This window comes from Pseudarthrobacter sp. NBSH8, assembly GCF_014217545.1.
Lineage (GTDB): Bacteria > Actinomycetota > Actinomycetes > Actinomycetales > Micrococcaceae > Arthrobacter.
Window position 1 is genome coordinate 1,109,637 of the sequence record NZ_CP043178.1, and the last position, 16,685, is coordinate 1,126,321.

15 protein-coding genes are annotated in these 16,685 nt (G+C 65.4%); 9 read left to right on the forward strand and 6 right to left on the reverse strand.

Features of this window, described 5'->3' with window-relative positions; genetic code table 11:
* Positions 1-30: 30 nt before the first annotated feature.
* Positions 31-1,587 (reverse strand): multiple monosaccharide ABC transporter ATP-binding protein, encoded by a 1,557-nt coding sequence (gene mmsA / locus FYJ92_RS05145; RefSeq protein WP_185262890.1) that lies wholly within the window; start codon positions 1,585-1,587, stop codon positions 31-33.
* A gap of 130 nt (positions 1,588-1,717) precedes the next feature.
* Positions 1,718-2,908, reverse strand: a complete 1,191-nt coding sequence (locus FYJ92_RS05150; protein ID WP_185262891.1) for an ROK family transcriptional regulator — start codon at positions 2,906-2,908, stop codon at positions 1,718-1,720.
* 206 nt (positions 2,909-3,114) lie between these two features.
* Here FYJ92_RS05150 and FYJ92_RS05155 point away from each other — a divergent pair, with 206 nt between their 5' ends.
* Complete coding sequence (locus FYJ92_RS05155) at positions 3,115-3,909, forward strand: nitrilase-related carbon-nitrogen hydrolase (protein ID WP_255482320.1); 795 nt, start codon at positions 3,115-3,117, stop codon at positions 3,907-3,909.
* Here the strand turns inward: FYJ92_RS05155 and FYJ92_RS05160 are convergent.
* Entirely contained in the window at positions 3,888-5,570 is a 1,683-nt protein-coding gene (locus FYJ92_RS05160) for a PucR family transcriptional regulator (protein ID WP_185262892.1), read from the reverse strand. The genes FYJ92_RS05155 and FYJ92_RS05160 overlap by 22 nt on opposite strands.
* A gap of 110 nt (positions 5,571-5,680) precedes the next feature.
* Here FYJ92_RS05160 and FYJ92_RS05165 point away from each other — a divergent pair, with 110 nt between their 5' ends.
* On the forward strand, positions 5,681-7,219 hold the full coding sequence (locus FYJ92_RS05165) for an amino acid permease (RefSeq protein WP_185262893.1): 1,539 nt from the start codon (positions 5,681-5,683) through the stop codon (positions 7,217-7,219).
* A complete protein-coding gene (locus FYJ92_RS05170) occupies positions 7,216-8,910 on the forward strand; it encodes an NAD(P)/FAD-dependent oxidoreductase (protein WP_185262894.1) in 1,695 nt (564 codons plus the stop codon). The genes FYJ92_RS05165 and FYJ92_RS05170 overlap by 4 nt, the downstream gene beginning before the upstream one ends.
* Here FYJ92_RS05170 and FYJ92_RS05175 read toward each other — a convergent pair.
* From FYJ92_RS05175 to purU, 3 genes are read right to left on the reverse strand one after another with little or no spacing between them, the layout of a single operon-like run.
* Positions 8,907-9,425 (reverse strand): gamma carbonic anhydrase family protein, encoded by a 519-nt coding sequence (locus FYJ92_RS05175; RefSeq protein ID WP_185262895.1) that lies wholly within the window; start codon positions 9,423-9,425, stop codon positions 8,907-8,909. The two genes, FYJ92_RS05170 and FYJ92_RS05175, sit on opposite strands and share 4 nt — an antisense overlap.
* A gap of 9 nt (positions 9,426-9,434) precedes the next feature.
* Entirely contained in the window at positions 9,435-10,112 is a 678-nt protein-coding gene (locus tag FYJ92_RS05180; RefSeq protein WP_255482322.1) for a class I SAM-dependent methyltransferase, read from the reverse strand.
* Between the two features lie 26 nt (positions 10,113-10,138).
* The gene (purU, locus tag FYJ92_RS05185; protein WP_185262896.1) at positions 10,139-10,999 is read right to left on the reverse strand and encodes a formyltetrahydrofolate deformylase; all 861 of its coding nucleotides are present in this window, start codon (positions 10,997-10,999) and stop codon (positions 10,139-10,141) included.
* A gap of 257 nt (positions 11,000-11,256) precedes the next feature.
* On the opposite strand from purU, the gene glyA reads away from it, so the two are divergent.
* The 6 genes from glyA (at position 11,257) to FYJ92_RS05215 (ending at position 16,672) form a co-directional block, all read left to right on the forward strand.
* Positions 11,257-12,555, forward strand: coding sequence for a serine hydroxymethyltransferase (glyA, locus tag FYJ92_RS05190; protein ID WP_219729688.1), 1,299 nt, complete (start codon positions 11,257-11,259; stop codon positions 12,553-12,555).
* A 3-nt stretch (positions 12,556-12,558) separates the two neighbouring features.
* The gene (locus FYJ92_RS05195; protein WP_185262897.1) at positions 12,559-13,458 is read left to right on the forward strand and encodes a bifunctional methylenetetrahydrofolate dehydrogenase/methenyltetrahydrofolate cyclohydrolase; all 900 of its coding nucleotides are present in this window, start codon (positions 12,559-12,561) and stop codon (positions 13,456-13,458) included.
* A 139-nt stretch (positions 13,459-13,597) separates the two neighbouring features.
* Positions 13,598-14,161, forward strand: coding sequence for a hypothetical protein (locus FYJ92_RS05200; RefSeq protein ID WP_185262898.1), 564 nt, complete (start codon positions 13,598-13,600; stop codon positions 14,159-14,161).
* Between the two features lie 10 nt (positions 14,162-14,171).
* Positions 14,172-15,005 (forward strand): exodeoxyribonuclease III, encoded by an 834-nt coding sequence (locus tag FYJ92_RS05205; protein ID WP_185262899.1) that lies wholly within the window; start codon positions 14,172-14,174, stop codon positions 15,003-15,005.
* Positions 15,006-15,024: 19 nt separating this feature from the next.
* Positions 15,025-16,068, forward strand: a complete 1,044-nt coding sequence (gene trpS / locus FYJ92_RS05210) for a tryptophan--tRNA ligase (RefSeq protein ID WP_185262900.1) — start codon at positions 15,025-15,027, stop codon at positions 16,066-16,068.
* Between the two features lie 4 nt (positions 16,069-16,072).
* The gene (locus tag FYJ92_RS05215; RefSeq protein ID WP_185262901.1) at positions 16,073-16,672 is read left to right on the forward strand and encodes a 2'-5' RNA ligase family protein; all 600 of its coding nucleotides are present in this window, start codon (positions 16,073-16,075) and stop codon (positions 16,670-16,672) included.
* Positions 16,673-16,685: the final 13 nt, after the last annotated feature.

Consider the following 16,685-nt stretch of genomic DNA (forward strand, 5'->3'; position numbering starts at 1 on the left):
GTCTGGAAGGGTCTGGAATGTTCCAGAAAGTCAGGCGGCCTTGCGGGCGGAGGTCATCAGTTTCATCAGGCTTTCCTGGCTGGCTTCCTCCTTGTTGAGGACACCGGTGATGGCGCCCTCAAAGATGGTGTAAATGCGGTCCGAGAGGCCCAGCAGTTCCGGCAGCTCGGAGGAAATGACTATGATGCCCTTCCCTTGGTTCGCCAGCTGCTGGATGATGCCATAAATCTCATACTTTGCGCCGACGTCGATCCCGCGGGTCGGTTCGTCAAGGATCAGCAGGTCCGGATCGGTGAACATCCATTTCGCCAGCACCACCTTCTGCTGGTTGCCGCCCGAGAGCTTCGCGACGCCTTCCTCCACGGACGGGGTCTTGGTGCGCAGCGACTTCCGGTAATCCTCGGCAACGGCAAATTCCTGGTTGTCATCGACGACCGAGCGCTTGCTGATCTTTTCCAGGTTGGCGGACACCGTCGTGGTCTTGATGTCGTCGAGCAGGTTCAGCCCGAGCGACTTCCGGTCTTCGGTGACGTAACCGAGGCCGGCGTCGATGGCCTGCCGGACGCTCTTCAGGGTGATTTCCTTGCCCTCTTTGTAGAGGTGGCCGGAAATGAAACGTCCGTAGGACCGGCCGAAGATTGACCTGGCAAGCTCGGTCCGGCCGGCACCCATCAGGCCGGCAAAACCGACGATCTCGCCGCTGCGGACGTGGAAGTTCGAGCCCTTGCAGACCAAGCGGTCCTCGATCTGCGGATGGCCCACGGTCCAGTTTTTGACTTCGAAGAGCACTTCGCCGATTTTCGGTTCATGTTCCGGGAAACGTGACTCCAGGGTCCGGCCGACCATGCCCTTGATGATCCTGTCCTCGTCGACACCGTCGGCCTTGACATCAAGGGTCTCGATCGTCTTGCCGTCGCGGATGATGGTGATGGAGTCCGCGATCTGTTCGATCTCGTTGAGCTTGTGCGAGATGATGATTGAGGTGATCCCTTTGCCCTTCAGGCCCAGAATCAGGTCCAGCAGGTGCTGGGAGTCGGACTCGTTCAGGGCCGCCGTGGGCTCGTCAAGGATGAGGATCTTCACGGACTTATTGAGCGCCTTCGCGATTTCCACGAGTTGCTGCTTGCCGACGCCGATTTCTTTGATCGGGGTGTCGGGATCCTCGCGGAGCCCGACGCGGGCCAAGAGCTCGATGGAGCGGCTGCGGGCCTCATCCCAATTGATGACGCCACGCTTGGTGGGCTCGTTGCCGAGGAAGATGTTCTCCATGATGGAGAGCTCCGGGATCAGGGCGAGCTCCTGGTGGATGATCGCAATTCCGGCGTGTTCGCTGGCCCTGATGTCCTTGAACTGCTGGACTTCGTTCTGGTAGACGATGTCGCCGTTGTAAGTGCCGTGGGGGTAGACGCCGGAGAGGACCTTCATGAGGGTCGACTTGCCGGCGCCGTTTTCGCCGCAGATGGCGTGGACTTCTCCGGCTTTGACCCGGAGGCTGACCTGGTCGAGTGCCTTGACTCCGGGGAATTCCTTGGTGATGGAACGCATCTCGAGAATGATCGGATCGCTGTGTGTGGTGTGGGACGTCATATGCCCTTACGCCTCCCATGGTGACTTCTTTGTCCGCCCAGCAAAGCGCAAGGTGGTCTGATGGAAAAGTAAACTGGATCACACCGGTTATCGTCAAGTCTTTAACGCAACTTCGGGGATAACGAAACGGCTACGTACGCCGGATGCCGGCGTACTGGAACACCAGCGCGGCTGCTCCCAACGCCTCCGCGCGGTCCCCGAGTGAGGACATTGTCAGTGTGGTGGTCTCGCCGATCACCGGCACTGCATGCCGGATCAGCCCCCGTCGGATGGGGTCGAGCAGCAGCTCACCCAGGCCCGCGAGCGGGCCTCCCACCACGATGACTTCAGGGTTGATCAGGTTCGCTACGTTGCCCAGGGCGCGCCCCACTGCCAGGCCTGCATCGTCCACCACGCGCAGTGTCGCGGAGTCGCGTGCCAGGGCCTTCCGGACGATGTCCGCAGGCGTGAGGGGAGGGTCTTCCCCGCGTCCGAGCAGCTCGATCATGGTGGTGGTGGAGGCGATGGTTTCCAGGCAGCCACGGTTGCCGCAGCGGCACACGAGACCGTGTTCATGGATGGTGGCATGGCCTATTTCGCCGGTGATGCCTACTGTGCCGTAGTAGGGGGCACCGTTGAGGATCAGGCCTGCGCCGATGCCAGAGCCGATCTTGAGGAACATCAGGTTACTGACCCCCGTATGCGGCCCCCACGTGACCTCCGACCAAGCACCAAGATTGGCGTCGTTGTCAACAAAAATGGGGATTTTGAGGGTGTCCTCCAGGTGTTGGAGGATGTTGATGCCCACCCATTCCGGGAGGATGGCGCCCTGCGCGACGGTGCCGGTCCGGCGGTCGATGGGTCCCGGGATTCCGACGCCGGCACCTACCACCAGGCTCCGGTCCACGCCGCCTTCCTGGAGCAGTTTATCCAGCAGCCCAACAGCCGCCTGGATGCCTTCCTCGGCCTGGTGGCCCAAGGGGAGCAGGACGGATTCCTCGGCGATCACGTGGTAGCTCAGGGACGCCAGGACCACACGGAGATGCCGCCTGCCGAAGTCGATACCCACGGCGACCGCGCCGTTGCTGTTGAGCCTCACGTTGAGCGCCCGGCGGCCGGAACTGGTGATCGGTTCGGTTGACGCCAGGCCCGCGTCCTGCATGATTTTGACGATGTTGGACACCGTTGCAGTGGACAGCCCGGTCTGGCGCGCAAGCTCGGCCTGCGTGGACGGGCCGCTCATGAGGGTCTCGATGATCCGTTGCTGGTTCAGTTGCCGGAGAGCTGACTGGGATCCCGGATTCTTTGGCTTGCTCCTCGTCGAGCGCGGTGTGGCGGACATGAAAAGAAGATTGCCCTACTTGACTCTTGTAGTCAAGAAGTTAACGCAAGGAGTCTGCCGGATGAGACAAATAGCTATGGGACGAACCGTCCGTCCTGTGGCGTGGGTGGTGCAATTGGCCCCGGAACTGATCGCGGCCGGTGGTTAGGCTGGACAAAGCGGCCGCATACTTCCTTCGGCTGTCCCGATCATGTGAGGTGGAAACGGTGCTGCTGGCCCTGATGCAGGCGAACGCCCGAGTACTGGACGTGGATGCAAACTGCGCTGCCCTGGAGGCGGCTGCCCAGGCGGCCGCTGCTGACGGCGCAGCGGTCCTGGTCACCCCGGAGCTTTTTCCCGTGGGCTATGCGCCGCTGCGGCTCCGCACGGAGCTTGACCCCTCCGGGCTTCCCGCCATCAGGGAAACGCTGTCGGGGATCGCCCGCCGCCACGGGATCGGACTGGCCTACAGCCTGCCGGCAGTCACGGCCGGGGGCAATTGGCACATCACCTCCACGCTGGTGGACGCCACCGGCACTGAGCTTCTCAACTACGCTAAGGTGCACCTCTTCGGTGATGGCGAACGCGAGGCGTTCAGCCCCGCGGAGACGGGTCCCGCCGTCGTCGACTTCAACGGGTTCCGAACGTCGATGGTGATCTGCTACGACGTGGAATTTCCGGAGGCGGTCAGGGCGGCGGCACTGGCTGGAGCAGAGCTGCTCCTGGTGCCCACTGCGCTGGCGCACGGATTCGAGACCGTCCCCCAGGTCCTGCTCCGGGCCCGCGCGCTCGAGAGCCAACTGACCATCGCCTATGCCAACCACTCCGGAAACGAGGACGGCTGCGAATTCCTGGGCGGTAGTGTCATCGCCGGGCCGGACGGTTCGCTGCTGGCCGCGGCGGGACCGGGAGCCGAACTCCTGTATGCCGAGGTGGATCCGGACGCTGCCCGAAATGCCCGTGGCGTGGTGCCCTATCTCCGCGAACGCCGCCCGGAGCTCTACCGGTCCTGGGGTATCTGAGGCACCCCGCCCTCAAGGCCGTCCACGTACTGCAGCGCAATCCACAGTTCAGCGCGCACTTGGGCGGAGTCCAGGTCCATGGCCAGCAGCTCGGCCAGTGCATTGATCTGGCGCCGCACGCTGTTCCGGTGCATCCCGAGGGCTTTGGCGGTGGCATCCCAGTTGCCGTTTTCGCCCAGCCATGACTTCAGGACGTTCAGCTGGGAGTTGCGGCGGTCAGGCTCCTGCGCCAGGACCGGTTCCAGCAGCCGGGCGGCAAGCATGGTGCCGGCGCTGGGGCCCAACAGTCCCGCGACTGACCACGTGACGTCATCCACTCGCACGCTTTCTCCGCTTGCCTGGACGCGGGATCGCAGCGACGCCGCGCGCTGGTAGGCGGCAGGAAGGCCGGCCATTTCGGTGGGATCGCCCACCACCAGGCGCCAGCCCAGGTCCTCCACCTCGTGCAGCAGCGTGTCGTCCACTTTGAACCGCGTGACGGCGGCAAACCCGTATTCCGTCAGTTCCACCATCTTCGTGTCGAACAGCCTGCGCCACTGCAGCAGTTCCCGGACCGGCCCGTCCGCCGACGCGGTCGGCGCAGCATCCGCGCGGACGCCCTGAACCACCCGCAGGGCACCGGACCGGGTTCCGGAAACGCTTTGGGCCAGGAGGTCCCTAAGGACGTTCAGCCGTCGGCTTGATCCGGAGGCCAGGCTCTCCGGTCGCAGCAGGAGTGCCGTTGCCAGCTGGCTGGGGGCGAGCGAGCCGCTGGTGCGTTGTCGCACCAGCAGTTCCAGCAGCCCCACCACCGAGGACACCACGCTGTTCTGCGCCGGGGTCAGCGGCTTGTCCGTGCCCAGGATGAGGGCCCCGAGGGTGGCGTCTTTGGTGCTCCGGAGGGGATGGCCGAAGACGAAGGCCGAACCGTCCGTCGGAAACGAGTCTGTCTCCACCCGCGGGCCGTTGCCTGCCAGCAGCCGCTTGAGCATGGGTTGCAGGGCAGAAGGCTCGACGGCGGCGGCAGGGCCGGTCCCGCCGGTCCCGGCCGCTGCCGCACGGGCCCGCACGCGTCCGTCCGCCCCGAAAAGCTGGGCCCACGCCGGAACCTGCTGTGCCAGCGCGGACAGGAGCTCGTGCTCGGGCCTGGCCGACAGCACAGCCCGCATCAGTCGTCGATTGGTCTCCGCCAGCTGGCGGAAGACCCGGGCATTTCCGGATTCCAGGAGCTGGGAGAACTCCAGGCCGATGGCGGCGAAGGGGACGCTGCTGGGGATCTGCACCAGGGTGAGCTGATGGGTTTGGCAGGCTGAAAGCACGTGGTCCGGGACGTCGTCGAAGTAGGGCTCCAGGCCAAATCCCAAGGCGGCGACGCCTGCGCCGACCAGCCGCCGGACGTACGCTTCCGCCCGCTCCTTGGTGCCGCCGTCGTCCAGGAACGGCAGTCCCGCCGTGAGGACGAACTCCCCGTCCAGCAGGTAGGGCGTGGGATCCTCCAGCTCGCTGGGTTCCACCCAGCGCAACGGCGCGCTGGAGTTACCAGCATCGTGCAGGACCCTGAGGTCCCGGGGGAGTGCTGCCAAAAACTGGCCCAGGGTCACCGCATCCAGGTGGTCCGCGGCATCAGGCTGCACGGAAGGAGCCCTCGCCGACGTGTCCGGCGCTGGCAAAGTTTGGTGCATTACGTCTCATGATTGAAAACTATAGGTCACTTTGCACATCCCTGAGATGCGGCTCACACCCCTACGCTGGATGAGGGAAACCGACAACTACTCACGAACGGACGTCAACGATGACTGTGCCAACACTCTCCGGACCTGCCACAGGCCGTGCAGCCGGCCGTCCCGGGCTGGGCGCGCAACTGCTTCGCCGGAAGCCGATCGGACAGATGGCCAGCGAAGCGGAAAGCGGCCATGGCGGACCGAAGCTGGTCCGCAGCTTCGGGGTCCTGCAGCTGACCATGATCAGCGTCGGCGCCACCCTGGGGACCGGCATCCTGGTGATCCTCGGCGAATCTGTTCCGCTGGCCGGGCCCGCCATCTGGATCTCGTTCGCCATCGCCGGGTTCGCCGCGCTGCTTTCAGCCGTCTCTTATGCAGAAATGGCGGGCATGGTCCCCGTCTCCGGTTCCAGTTATTCGTACACCTACGCCACGATGGGCGAAGGCATGGCCTGGATCTGCGGCTGGTGCCTGGTCCTCGAGTACGCCGTCTCCGTCGCGGCTGTTGCCGTGGGCGCGGGCCAGTACGTGAACGAGGCCCTGGCCGTGTTCGGGCAGGTCCTGCCTGACGCCGTGTCCCAGCCCCCGGGCGGCGGCGGCCTGGTCAATATCCCTGCCATGGTCATCGTGGTGCTGGCAACCATCCTGCTGGTCCGCGGAGCCAAGGAAAGCGCCTGGATCAACACGTCCATCGTTGTGGTGAAGGTGGGCATCCTCCTCTTTTTCTGCGTCGTGGCCTTCACCGCTTTCAACGCGGGCAACTTCGAACCGCTCATGCCGATGGGCGCCGCCGGAGTCTCCGCGGCCGCGTCCCGGGTCTTCTTCTCCTACATCGGCTTCGACGCCGCCTCCACCGCCGGCGAGGAAGCCCGCAACCCCAAGCGCGACCTGCCCCGCGCCATCATGCTCTCCATGGTCATCGTCACCACCATCTACGTCCTGGTGGCCGTCGCAGCCATCGGCGCCCGCCCCTGGGGCTGGTTCGACGGCACCGAAGCGGCCCTCGTGAAGATCCTGGAAGAAACCACCGGCCAGCCCTGGGTCGCCTTTGTCTTCGCCGTCGGCGCCGTGCTGGCGATCGCGAGCATCGTCCTGACTGTGCTGTACGGCCAGACCCGCATCCTGCTCTCCATGTCCCGCGACGGGCTTATTCCGAAGGTCTTCGGCCGCGTCTCCCGCCGTACCGGCACCCCCGCGGTCGGCACGCTCCTGGTGGGCACCGCCGTCGCCCTCACCGCCGGGCTGGTCCCGCTTGGTGCCCTGGCCGACGCCACGAGCATCGGAACCCTGTTCGCCTTCGCCCTGGTCAATGTGGCCGTGATCTACCTGCGCCGCACCCGGCCCGAGCTGGAGCGTACGTTCCGCGTGCCGCTTTTCCCCCTGACCCCGATCCTCGGCGCCCTGATGTGCGCGTACCTCATGGCCAATCTCGGGGCCGAGACCTGGGTGACCTTCGGAATCTGGATGCTTGTGGGCCTGGCGGCCTACTTCGGCTACGGGCGCCGGAACTCCAGGGTGGCGGCGCTGAGCCTGGAGGAATACCGTGAGCTGAGCAGGCCGGAATCTTCAACGCTGTCCACCCCCGAACGAACGAAGGCAGAGCTTTCATGACCGTCGCCACCGAACTCCCGGCTTCCGACCCGGCCAGCACCCAGGCTGGCCCCATCACTATGCTGAACCCCGATTTTCCGTTCAGCTACGACCAGTACCTGGCCCACCCGGCAGGGCTCGGCTCGGTTCCGCCGGAGCTTTACGGCACCGAAGTCGCTGTTGTCGGGGCAGGCCTTTCGGGCCTCGTCACGGCGTACGAACTGATGAAGATGGGGCTGCGTCCTGTTGTCTATGAAGCGGACCAGATCGGCGGCCGCCTGCGGACCGCCAGTTTCACGTCCGCTCCCGGCGTGGTGGCCGATCTTGGCGGGATGCGGTTCCCCGTGTCCGGCAGGGCCTTTTACCACTACGTTGACCTGCTGGGACTGGACACCCAGGATTTCCCCAACCCGCTGGCACCCGTCACCTCCAGTACCGTGATCGAACTGGCCGGTCAGAAGTACTACGCCGAGACCCCCCGGGACCTGCCGCCGTTCTTCCGCGAGGTTGCCGATGCCTGGAAGGCCGCAGTGAACGACGGCGCGAAGTTCGTCGAAATGCAGGAGGCCATCCGGGCCCGCGACACCGGCCGGATCAAGGACCTGTGGAACGAACTGCTGCCACTCATGGACGAGCAGACCTTCTACGGGTTCATCGCCGGGAGCGAGTCCTTCAAGGAAGCAGGCTTTGCGCACCGGGAGGCCTTCGGCCAGGTGGGCTTCGGTACCGGCGGCTGGGACACAGACTTCCCCAATTCCATCCTGGAAATTCTCCGCGTGGTCTACACCGACGCCGATGACCAGCACCGGCTCATCAGCGGGGGAGCCCAACGGCTCCCCGAGGCGCTGTGGCAGCACGCGCCGTCGGGCATGGCCCACTGGCCGGACGGAACGTCCCTGGCTTCGCTCCACTCAGGCTCGCCCCGCGGGGCTGTGGGCAAGATCAGCCGCGATGCCGACGCCGACCTCCGGATCCGGGAGCGCTGGGGCCGCGAGGCAAGCTACCCTGCCGTGGTGACCACGTGCCAGTCCTGGCTGCTGTCCACGCGAATCCACACCGAGGAGGCACTGTTCCCGGCCGAACTGTGGACCGCGATTGAGCGCTCACACTACATGCAGTCGTCCAAGACGTTTGTGATGGTGGACCGGCCGTTCTGGAAGGACATCGATCCGGACACCGGCCGTGAGGTCCTGTCCATGACCCTGACGGACCGGCTGAACAGGGCCACGTACCTTCTGGATGACGGCCCGGACAAGCCCGCCGTGATCCTGCTGTCCTACACGTGGAACGATGACGCGCTCAAATGGCTGTCGCTGGATGCCGACGAACGCGTTGAGCTGATGCTGCACTCGCTGGAGCAGATATACCCGGACGTGGACATCGCCAGCCACATCGTGGGCCAGCCAATCACCGTTTCCTGGGAAGCGGACCCCAACTTCATGGGGGCCTTCAAGGCGAACCTGCCGGGGCATTACCGCTACCAACAGCGCCTCTTCACGCACTTCAAGCAGGACAAACTGCCCGAATCCCAGCGCGGGATCTTCCTCGCAGGTGACGACGTGTCCTTCACCGCGGGCTGGGCCGAAGGCGCCGTGACCACCGGCCTGAACGCTGTGTGGGGTGTGGTGAACCATCTGGGCGGGTCCTCGGCGCCGGGCAATCCAGGTCCCGGCGAACTCCTGGACGCCATCGGGCCGATCAGCCTCGACTAAGCGTGCAGCTCCCGGTGCGCCCGCGCCAGTTCGACGTACCGGACGGCGTTTTGCCTGACGCCGTCGAACTCCTCGTCGGTGAGTTCCCGCCGTACCTTGGCGGGGACCCCGGCCACGAGTGACCGGGGCGGCACAACCGTCCCTTCCAGGACCACCGCGCCGGCTGCTACGAGGGAGCCTGTGCCAATCACCGCTCCGTTGAGGACGGTGGCCCCCATGCCGATCAGGCAGTTGTCCTCCACCGTGCAGCCGTGGACGACGGCGGCGTGACCCACGCTGACGCCCGCGCCGACTGTGCAGGGGAAGCCCGGATCTGCGTGGAGGACCACGTTGTCCTGCAGGTTACTGCCGGCGCCGACGCTGATGGCGGCCGTGTCCGCCCGGACCGAAACACCATAAAAGGCGCTCGAATCCAAAGCGAGCGTGGCCTTGCCGATGATCGACGCCGTCGGGGCGATGAAGGCGGATGCATGAACGGCCGGTGATTCGCCGGCGAAATCGTAAAGGGGAGCCATGGGCCAAGCCTAGGACATCAGCGCAGGGGTGCGGAGGATCAGGAACTGGTAGTGCTGCGTCCAGTTCCCGGCGCCCGGGCCGGATTCTTCGCCCGTGCCCTCCGGCCAGGTGACAAAATCCTCGATCGTGCCGTGCCGTCCGAAAATCCGCCGTACTGTTTCGTCGCGGCGCCGGCTGAAGAACCGGGGTTCGAGGTCGTCCTCCGGGTTCAGACTTTCTTCGTCGTCACCGGACCAGAGGCCGACGGCGATGGGCGCGTTGGGTGCCGCGACGCGCACCAGTTCATGCAGGACGCCGTCGATATCGGCGGCGGGGATGTGCAGCAGCGTGCTCATTGACCAGACCGCGGGAAACGCGCCGTCGGCGAACGGCAGGCTCCGGGCGCTTGCCACCGAGACGTCGAGGCCTTTGGACCGGGCCTGCCGGACGTGGACCTCGGCGAGGTCAACGCCGGTGTAATGGATCCCGGCCTGGACAAACTTCAGCCCGTCCAGTCCGGTGCCCGTGCCTATTTCCAGGATGTCGTGGCGGGCTTCGGATTTCAGCAGGCTGATGAACAGTTCGCGCTGTTCCACCCGCCGGGGCGACAGGGGATGATCCCAGCCGGACGAGGCGCGGCGGTTGTAGAACTCGGCGAGACGTTGTTCGCTGCCGTGTTCCTCCATCGCCGCCTCAGCTGGCTCCATGGCCCAGTCCTTTGGTGAGAGTCCGCTTAGTTAAAGACGACTGTCCGGTTGCCGTCCAGCAGCACACGGTGTTCGGCATGCCATTGGACGGCCTGCGTCAGAGTGCGGCCTTCCACGTCCCGGCCCATCTGCACGAACTGCTCCGGGGTGCGGGCGTGGTCCACGCGGATGACTTCCTGCTCGATGATGGGCCCCTCGTCCAGGGCGGCGGTGACGTAGTGGGCAGTTGCGCCGATCAGCTTGACGCCGCGGGCATGGGCCTGGTGGTAGGGTTTGGCGCCCTTGAAGGACGGCAGGAATGAGTGGTGGATGTTGATGGCCTTGCCGCTAAGGTCCGCGCACAGCTCATCCGAAATGATCTGCATGTAGCGGGCCAGGACGGTCAGCTCGATATCGTGCTCAGCCATGAGGGCGCGGAGCTTGTCCTCGGCCTGGGCCTTGGTGTCCGGGGTGACCGGGATGTGGTGGAACGGGATGCCGTAGAACTCGGCCAGCCCGGCCAGGTCACGGTGGTTGGAGACAATAGCGGGGATCTCGATGGGCAGGGTGCCGGAACGCTGCTGGAACAGGATGTCGTTGAGGCAGTGCGCGGACGTGCTGGCCATCAGCAGCGTGCGCACCTTCTGGCCCACGGGGTTGAGGCTCCACCGCATGCCGAAGGAGTGGGCCACCGGCCCAAGGGCTGCCTGGACTTCGGCCCGGGAAGCCGTCGTGGTTGCTTCCACCCGCATAAAGAAGTTGCCGGTTGCGGGGCTGCCGTACTGCTGCGAGTCCAAAATATTACAGCCTGCCACCAGCAGCGCTCCGGCCACCGCGTGGACGATTCCGGGGCGGTCCGGGCAGGACAATGTCAATACGTAGGCTCGGTTCAGCTGCTCTTCAGTCACGACTACAAGCCTACCCGCGCGGCCCGCCTGCGTTTGGTAGTCTGGTGGGGTCGCAACTGGCGTTGGGTGGCTAACCACCAGGGAGTGGCAATCACGAAGACCACGGATCGTACGCCTGGGCCGAGGGTCATGTCTTACCGGAGCTGCACCCTTTAGGGATGCAGCTCACTTTTACGCCCTGTCATCAAGGGGCGGTGGGGTGCGCCAGCCGGTAGCCTGACCTTAGCAGTGCCCGTATCCCTAGCCAGGAGTTTTTCGTGACTACTACCGCCACCACAACAGCCGCCGTCAGCAACCAGTCGCTGGCCGAGCTCGATCCCGAAATCGCCGCAGTCCTCAACCAGGAACTTGGCCGCCAGCGCGGCACCCTGGAAATGATCGCCTCCGAAAACTTCGCCCCGCGCGCCGTGATGGAAGCCCAGGGCTCGGTCCTGACCAACAAGTACGCCGAGGGATACCCGGGCCGCCGATACTACGGCGGCTGCGAATATGTGGACATCGCCGAGCAGCTGGCCATCGACCGCGTCAAGGCACTGTTCGGTGCCGAGTACGCCAACGTCCAGCCGCACTCCGGTGCGCAGGCCAACGCCGCAGCACTGTCCGCCATGATCACCCCCGGTGACAAAATCCTGGGCCTCTCCCTGGCTCACGGCGGCCACCTGACCCACGGCATGAAGCTCAACTTCTCCGGCAAGCTCTACAACGTTGCTGCCTACCAGGTGGAGCCGGACAACTTTCGCGTTGACATGGACAAGCTGCGCGAGCAGGCCATCGCCGAGAAGCCCCAGGTCATCATTGCCGGCTGGTCCGCCTACCCGCGCCACCTGGACTTCGCAGCCTTCCGCTCCATCGCCGATGAAGTGGGCGCGCTGCTCTGGACCGACATGGCCCACTTCGCCGGACTGGTGGCAGCCGGCCTGCACCCGAGCCCGGTGCCGCACTCCGACGTCGTCACCTCCACCGTGCACAAGACCCTCGCCGGCCCCCGCTCCGGTGTGATCCTGGCCAAGCAGGAGTGGGCAAAGAAGATCAATTCCAACGTCTTCCCGGGCCAGCAGGGCGGCCCGCTCATGCACGTCATCGCGGCCAAGGCCGTGGCCTTCAAGATCGCCGGCACCGAGGAATTCAAGGAGCGCCAAGAGCGTGTCCTCGAAGGCGCCAAGATCATTGCCGACCGCCTCAACCAAGCCGACGTCGCCGAAGCAGGGGTCTCCGTCCTGACCGGCGGCACGGACGTGCACCTGGTCCTGGTGGACCTGCGCAACTCCCAGCTGGACGGCCAGCAGGCCGAGGACCTCCTGCACTCCGTGGGCATCACCGTGAACCGCAACGCGGTCCCGTTCGACCCGCGCCCGCCGATGGTCACCTCCGGCCTGCGCATCGGCACCCCGGCACTGGCCACCCGCGGCTTCGGCGCCGAGGAGTTCACCGAGGTGGCCGAGATCATCGCCACCGCCCTGAAGGCTGGCTCCGCCACGGACGTGGACGCCCTGCAGTCCCGCGTGGACAAGCTCGCCGCCGATTTCCCGCTGTACCCGCAGCACGAGCAGTGGTAATCCATGACCACTGAGACTGGAACTGCACAGATTCTTGACGGCAAGGCTTCCGCCGCTGCCATCAAGGCCGAACTGACCGACCGCGTGGCCGCACTCAAGGCCAAGGGTGTCACCCCCGGACTGGGCACCATTTTGGTGGGCTCCGACCCCGGGAGCACCTGGTATGTGGGCGGCAAGCACAAGGACTGCGCCGAGGTGGGCATCACGTCCATCCGCCGCGACCTCCCCGAGGAAACCACGCAGGACGAACTCCTGGCCGTGGTCCGTGAGCTGAACGGGAACCCGGAGTGCACCGGCTACATCGTGCAGCTGCCCTTGCCCAAGCACATCAACCAGGACGTCATCCTGGAGGCAATGGATCCGGAAAAGGACGCCGACGGCCTGCACCCGATGAACCTGGGCCGCCTGGTGGCCAACGTCAGCGGACCCATGACATCGCCGCTGCCGTGCACGCCCAAGGGCTGCGTGGAGCTGCTCACCCGGCACGGCATCAGCCTCAAGGGCAAGCGCGTCCTGGTGGTGGGCCGCGGTGTGACCATCGGCCGGCCCGTCGGGCTGCTGCTGACCCGCAAGGACGTCAACGCCACGGTCATCCTGGCGCACACCGGGACCGTGGACCTGGCCGCCGAAGTCCGCCAGGCCGACGTCGTGATCGCTGCTGCGGGCGTCCCGCACATGATCAGGGCGGCGGACCTGAAACCGGGCGCCATAGTGCTCGACGTCGGCGTGAGCCGAGTGGACGACGGCAACGGCAAGGCGGTGGTCACCGGAGACGTGGACCCCGCCGCTGCTGACGTCGCCGCATGGATCTCCCCGAACCCGGGCGGCGTGGGGCCGATGACCCGCGCCATGCTGCTGGCCAACGTGGTGGAAACCGCGGAACGCCAGGCAGGGCTCGTCTAACAGCAAGAACAGTACGACGGCGGTCCCGCACCTTCTCGCGAAGGGCGCGGGCCGCCGTCGGGCTTTAACGGCGAGGGTGTGGTGTTCGCCGGGGGAAGAAGGTGCCTTGGTGCGCCGCGGCGTTTGAGACAATGGACCCATGCGATCTCTGGGTAACCCTCAAACTCCGTCCGGCCGGTCCAAGGGCGGCTTCTCCATGCTGAGGATCAGTGGCCCGGGAATGATGGTTTTTGTCATCGCTTTCCTCGTTGCCGTGATCTTTGCGGCCAACCAGAACGATGTCGTGGGCTGGGTTGTCGCCATCATCGCCGCGTTCTGGCTGGCCCTGGCAGCCTTTGTGGTGTTCAGCATCCAGAGGGCCGCCAAAAAAGCCGGCGCCAAGCTGACCGAGGCCCAGAACGCCTTCAACACTGCAGCCGGCCGCGCACCGTCGTCGTCCTCGGCCGACCATGGCGGCACGCGGGTGGTGTACGAACGCACCGAAGCGGACGGGGTCCGCGACCTCAAGCTGGACCACTCGTTCAAGATCGTCCAGGTGCAGATCCAGGTGGTGGAGAAGGAGCGCGCCAAGGGTGAGGCCGCGGACCAGGACACGATCCGCCGCGCGCTGGAGACCATCGAGATCACCGCCACCAACGCCCGCGACATGATCCGCGCCGGCGGCGGCACCGGCGACCCGGTCAGCGGAACCATCATCGACTAGAGTGGTGCGGGTGATCTCGGCATTGAAGAAGGACCACCTTCGCATCGCATCAGTCAACGTCAACGGCCTCCGGGCTGCCTACAAGAACGGTATGGCGGCATGGCTGGAGCCCCGCGAGGTGGACATTCTCTGCCTCCAGGAAGTCCGGGCGCCTGACGCGATCGTGCGCCAGCTGCTCGGTGATGGCTGGCACATCCTGCACGCCGAAGCCGAGGCCAAAGGCCGCGCCGGCGTCGCCATCGCGTCCCGTGAAGAGCCGCTGGACACCCGCAACGGCATCGGCGACGACTACTTCGCCACCGCCGGCCGCTGGGTTGAGGCTGATTTCAGGGTGGCTGACGCCGCGGGGAAGCCCGTGCAGCTGACCGTCGCCAGCGCCTACGTGCACTCCGGCGACGTGGGAACCCCGAAGCAGGTGGACAAGTACCGCTTCCTGGACGTCATGACCACCAGATTGCCGGAACTGACCAAGCACAGCGACCACGCCCTCGTGGTTGGCGACCTGAACGTGGGCCACACCGAGCGGGACATCAGGAACTGGAAGGGCAACGTCAAGAAGGCCGGCTTCCTGCCTGAGGAGCGCGCTTACTTTGACCGCTTCTTCGGCGAGGACATCGGCTGGAAGGATGTCCACCGGGGCCTTGCTGGAGACGTCGAGGGCCCCTACACCTGGTGGTCGCAGCGTGGCCAGGCGTTCGACAACGACACCGGATGGCGCATCGACTACCACATGGCAACCCCGGCACTCGCCGCCGCCGCGTTTTCGGCAGTGGTTGACCGGGCGCCCTCGTGGGACACCCGCTTCTCTGACCATGCTCCGCTGGTAGTGGACTACCGGCTCTAAGCCCCGAAGGTTCTTCCCCATGACTAGCCCGACTTCACCGGTGACCAAAAAACGCATCCTCTCAGGTGCCAAGCCCACGGCCGACTCCCTGCACCTGGGAAACTACATCGGCGCTGTCCGCAACTGGGTGGACATGCAAGCCGAATATGATGCCGTCTTCTTCATCCCGGACCTTCACGCCATCACAGTGGACTTCGATCCCGCCGAACTGGCCAAGCGCACCCGTGTGGTTGCCGCGCAGTACATCGCCGCCGGCATCGACCCGGACAAGAGCATCTTCTTTGTGCAGTCCCATGTCCCCGAGCACGCCCAGCTGGCCTGGGCCCTGAACTGCATCACCGGTTTCGGCGAGGCGTCCCGGATGACCCAGTTCAAGGACAAGACGCAGAAGTCGGGCGCGGACGCCGCGACGCTTGGCCTGTTCGCGTACCCCACGCTCATGGCAGCAGACATCCTGCTGTACCAGACGGACCTCGTGCCGGTGGGCGAGGACCAGCGGCAGCATCTGGAGCTTACCCGGAACCTGGCCCAGCGCTTCAACACACGCTACGGCCACACGTTCACTGTGCCGGAGGCCACCATCCTCAAGGCCAGCGCCAAGATCTACGACCTGCAGAACCCCAGCGCCAAGATGTCCAAAACGGGGGAGTCGCCCAACGGTTCCATCCAGCTGCTGGAGGATCCCAAGCTCGCGGCCAAGCGCATCAAGTCCGCGGTCACCGACACCGGGTCCGAGGTCCGGTTCGATGCCGAAGCCAAGCCCGGGATCTCCAACCTCCTCACCATCTACTCCACCCTCACCGGGAAGTCCGTGGCCGAGCTGGAGGCTGCGTACGAGGGCAAGATGTACGGCCACCTGAAAGTGGACCTCGCGGAGGTCATGGTGGACTTCATCACGCCGCTGCGGAACCGCACCAATGAACTGATGGCCGACCCGGCCGAGCTGGACCGGCTCCTGGCCCAGGGTGCCGAACGGGCCAGGGAAATCGCCGCAGTGACCCTTGGTCAGGTCTATGAGCGCATGGGCTTCCTGCCGTCCCTCAGCCTTGCAGGAGTCCGCTAGCTCGATGTCCGCCGCCAGCAATGTCAGTGAAGGAATGAGCGTAGGCGTCATTCTGGGCTTTCCCCCTGCCATCGCCGAGGAACTTCAACGGTGGCGCGCTTCCTTCGGGGACCCCATGGCCGGGGTGATACCGGCGCACATCACGCTGGTCACCACCACACCCACCCAGGACTGGGTAGCCACTGAGGAGCACGTCCGCGAGGTGGCGCGGCGGCAGGTCCCGTTTATGGTCACCATTGCCGGGACCGGAACCTTCCGGCCGGTGTCCCCGGTGGTTTACATCAACGTGGAGGACGGGTTCGAGTCCTGCGTGGAGCTGCACGAAAAACTCCAGACGGGACCGCTGCAACGCGAACTGCCCTTCGCCTACCACCCGCATGTCACCATCGCCCACGATGTTGCGCCCGAAAGCCTGGACGAAGCCGAAACGGTGCTTGAAAGTTACCGGGCGACGTTCCCGGTGGTTAGCATGGGACTCTACGAGCACGATGCCGACGGCATCTGGCAGCTACGGGAAGAGTTGGATTTTGGGACCGAAACTGACGACGACGGCGGGTCCTTCGCCGCGGACGCCGACGCAAACGGAGCCACCGCTCCCCACTGAACATGCCCGCCTG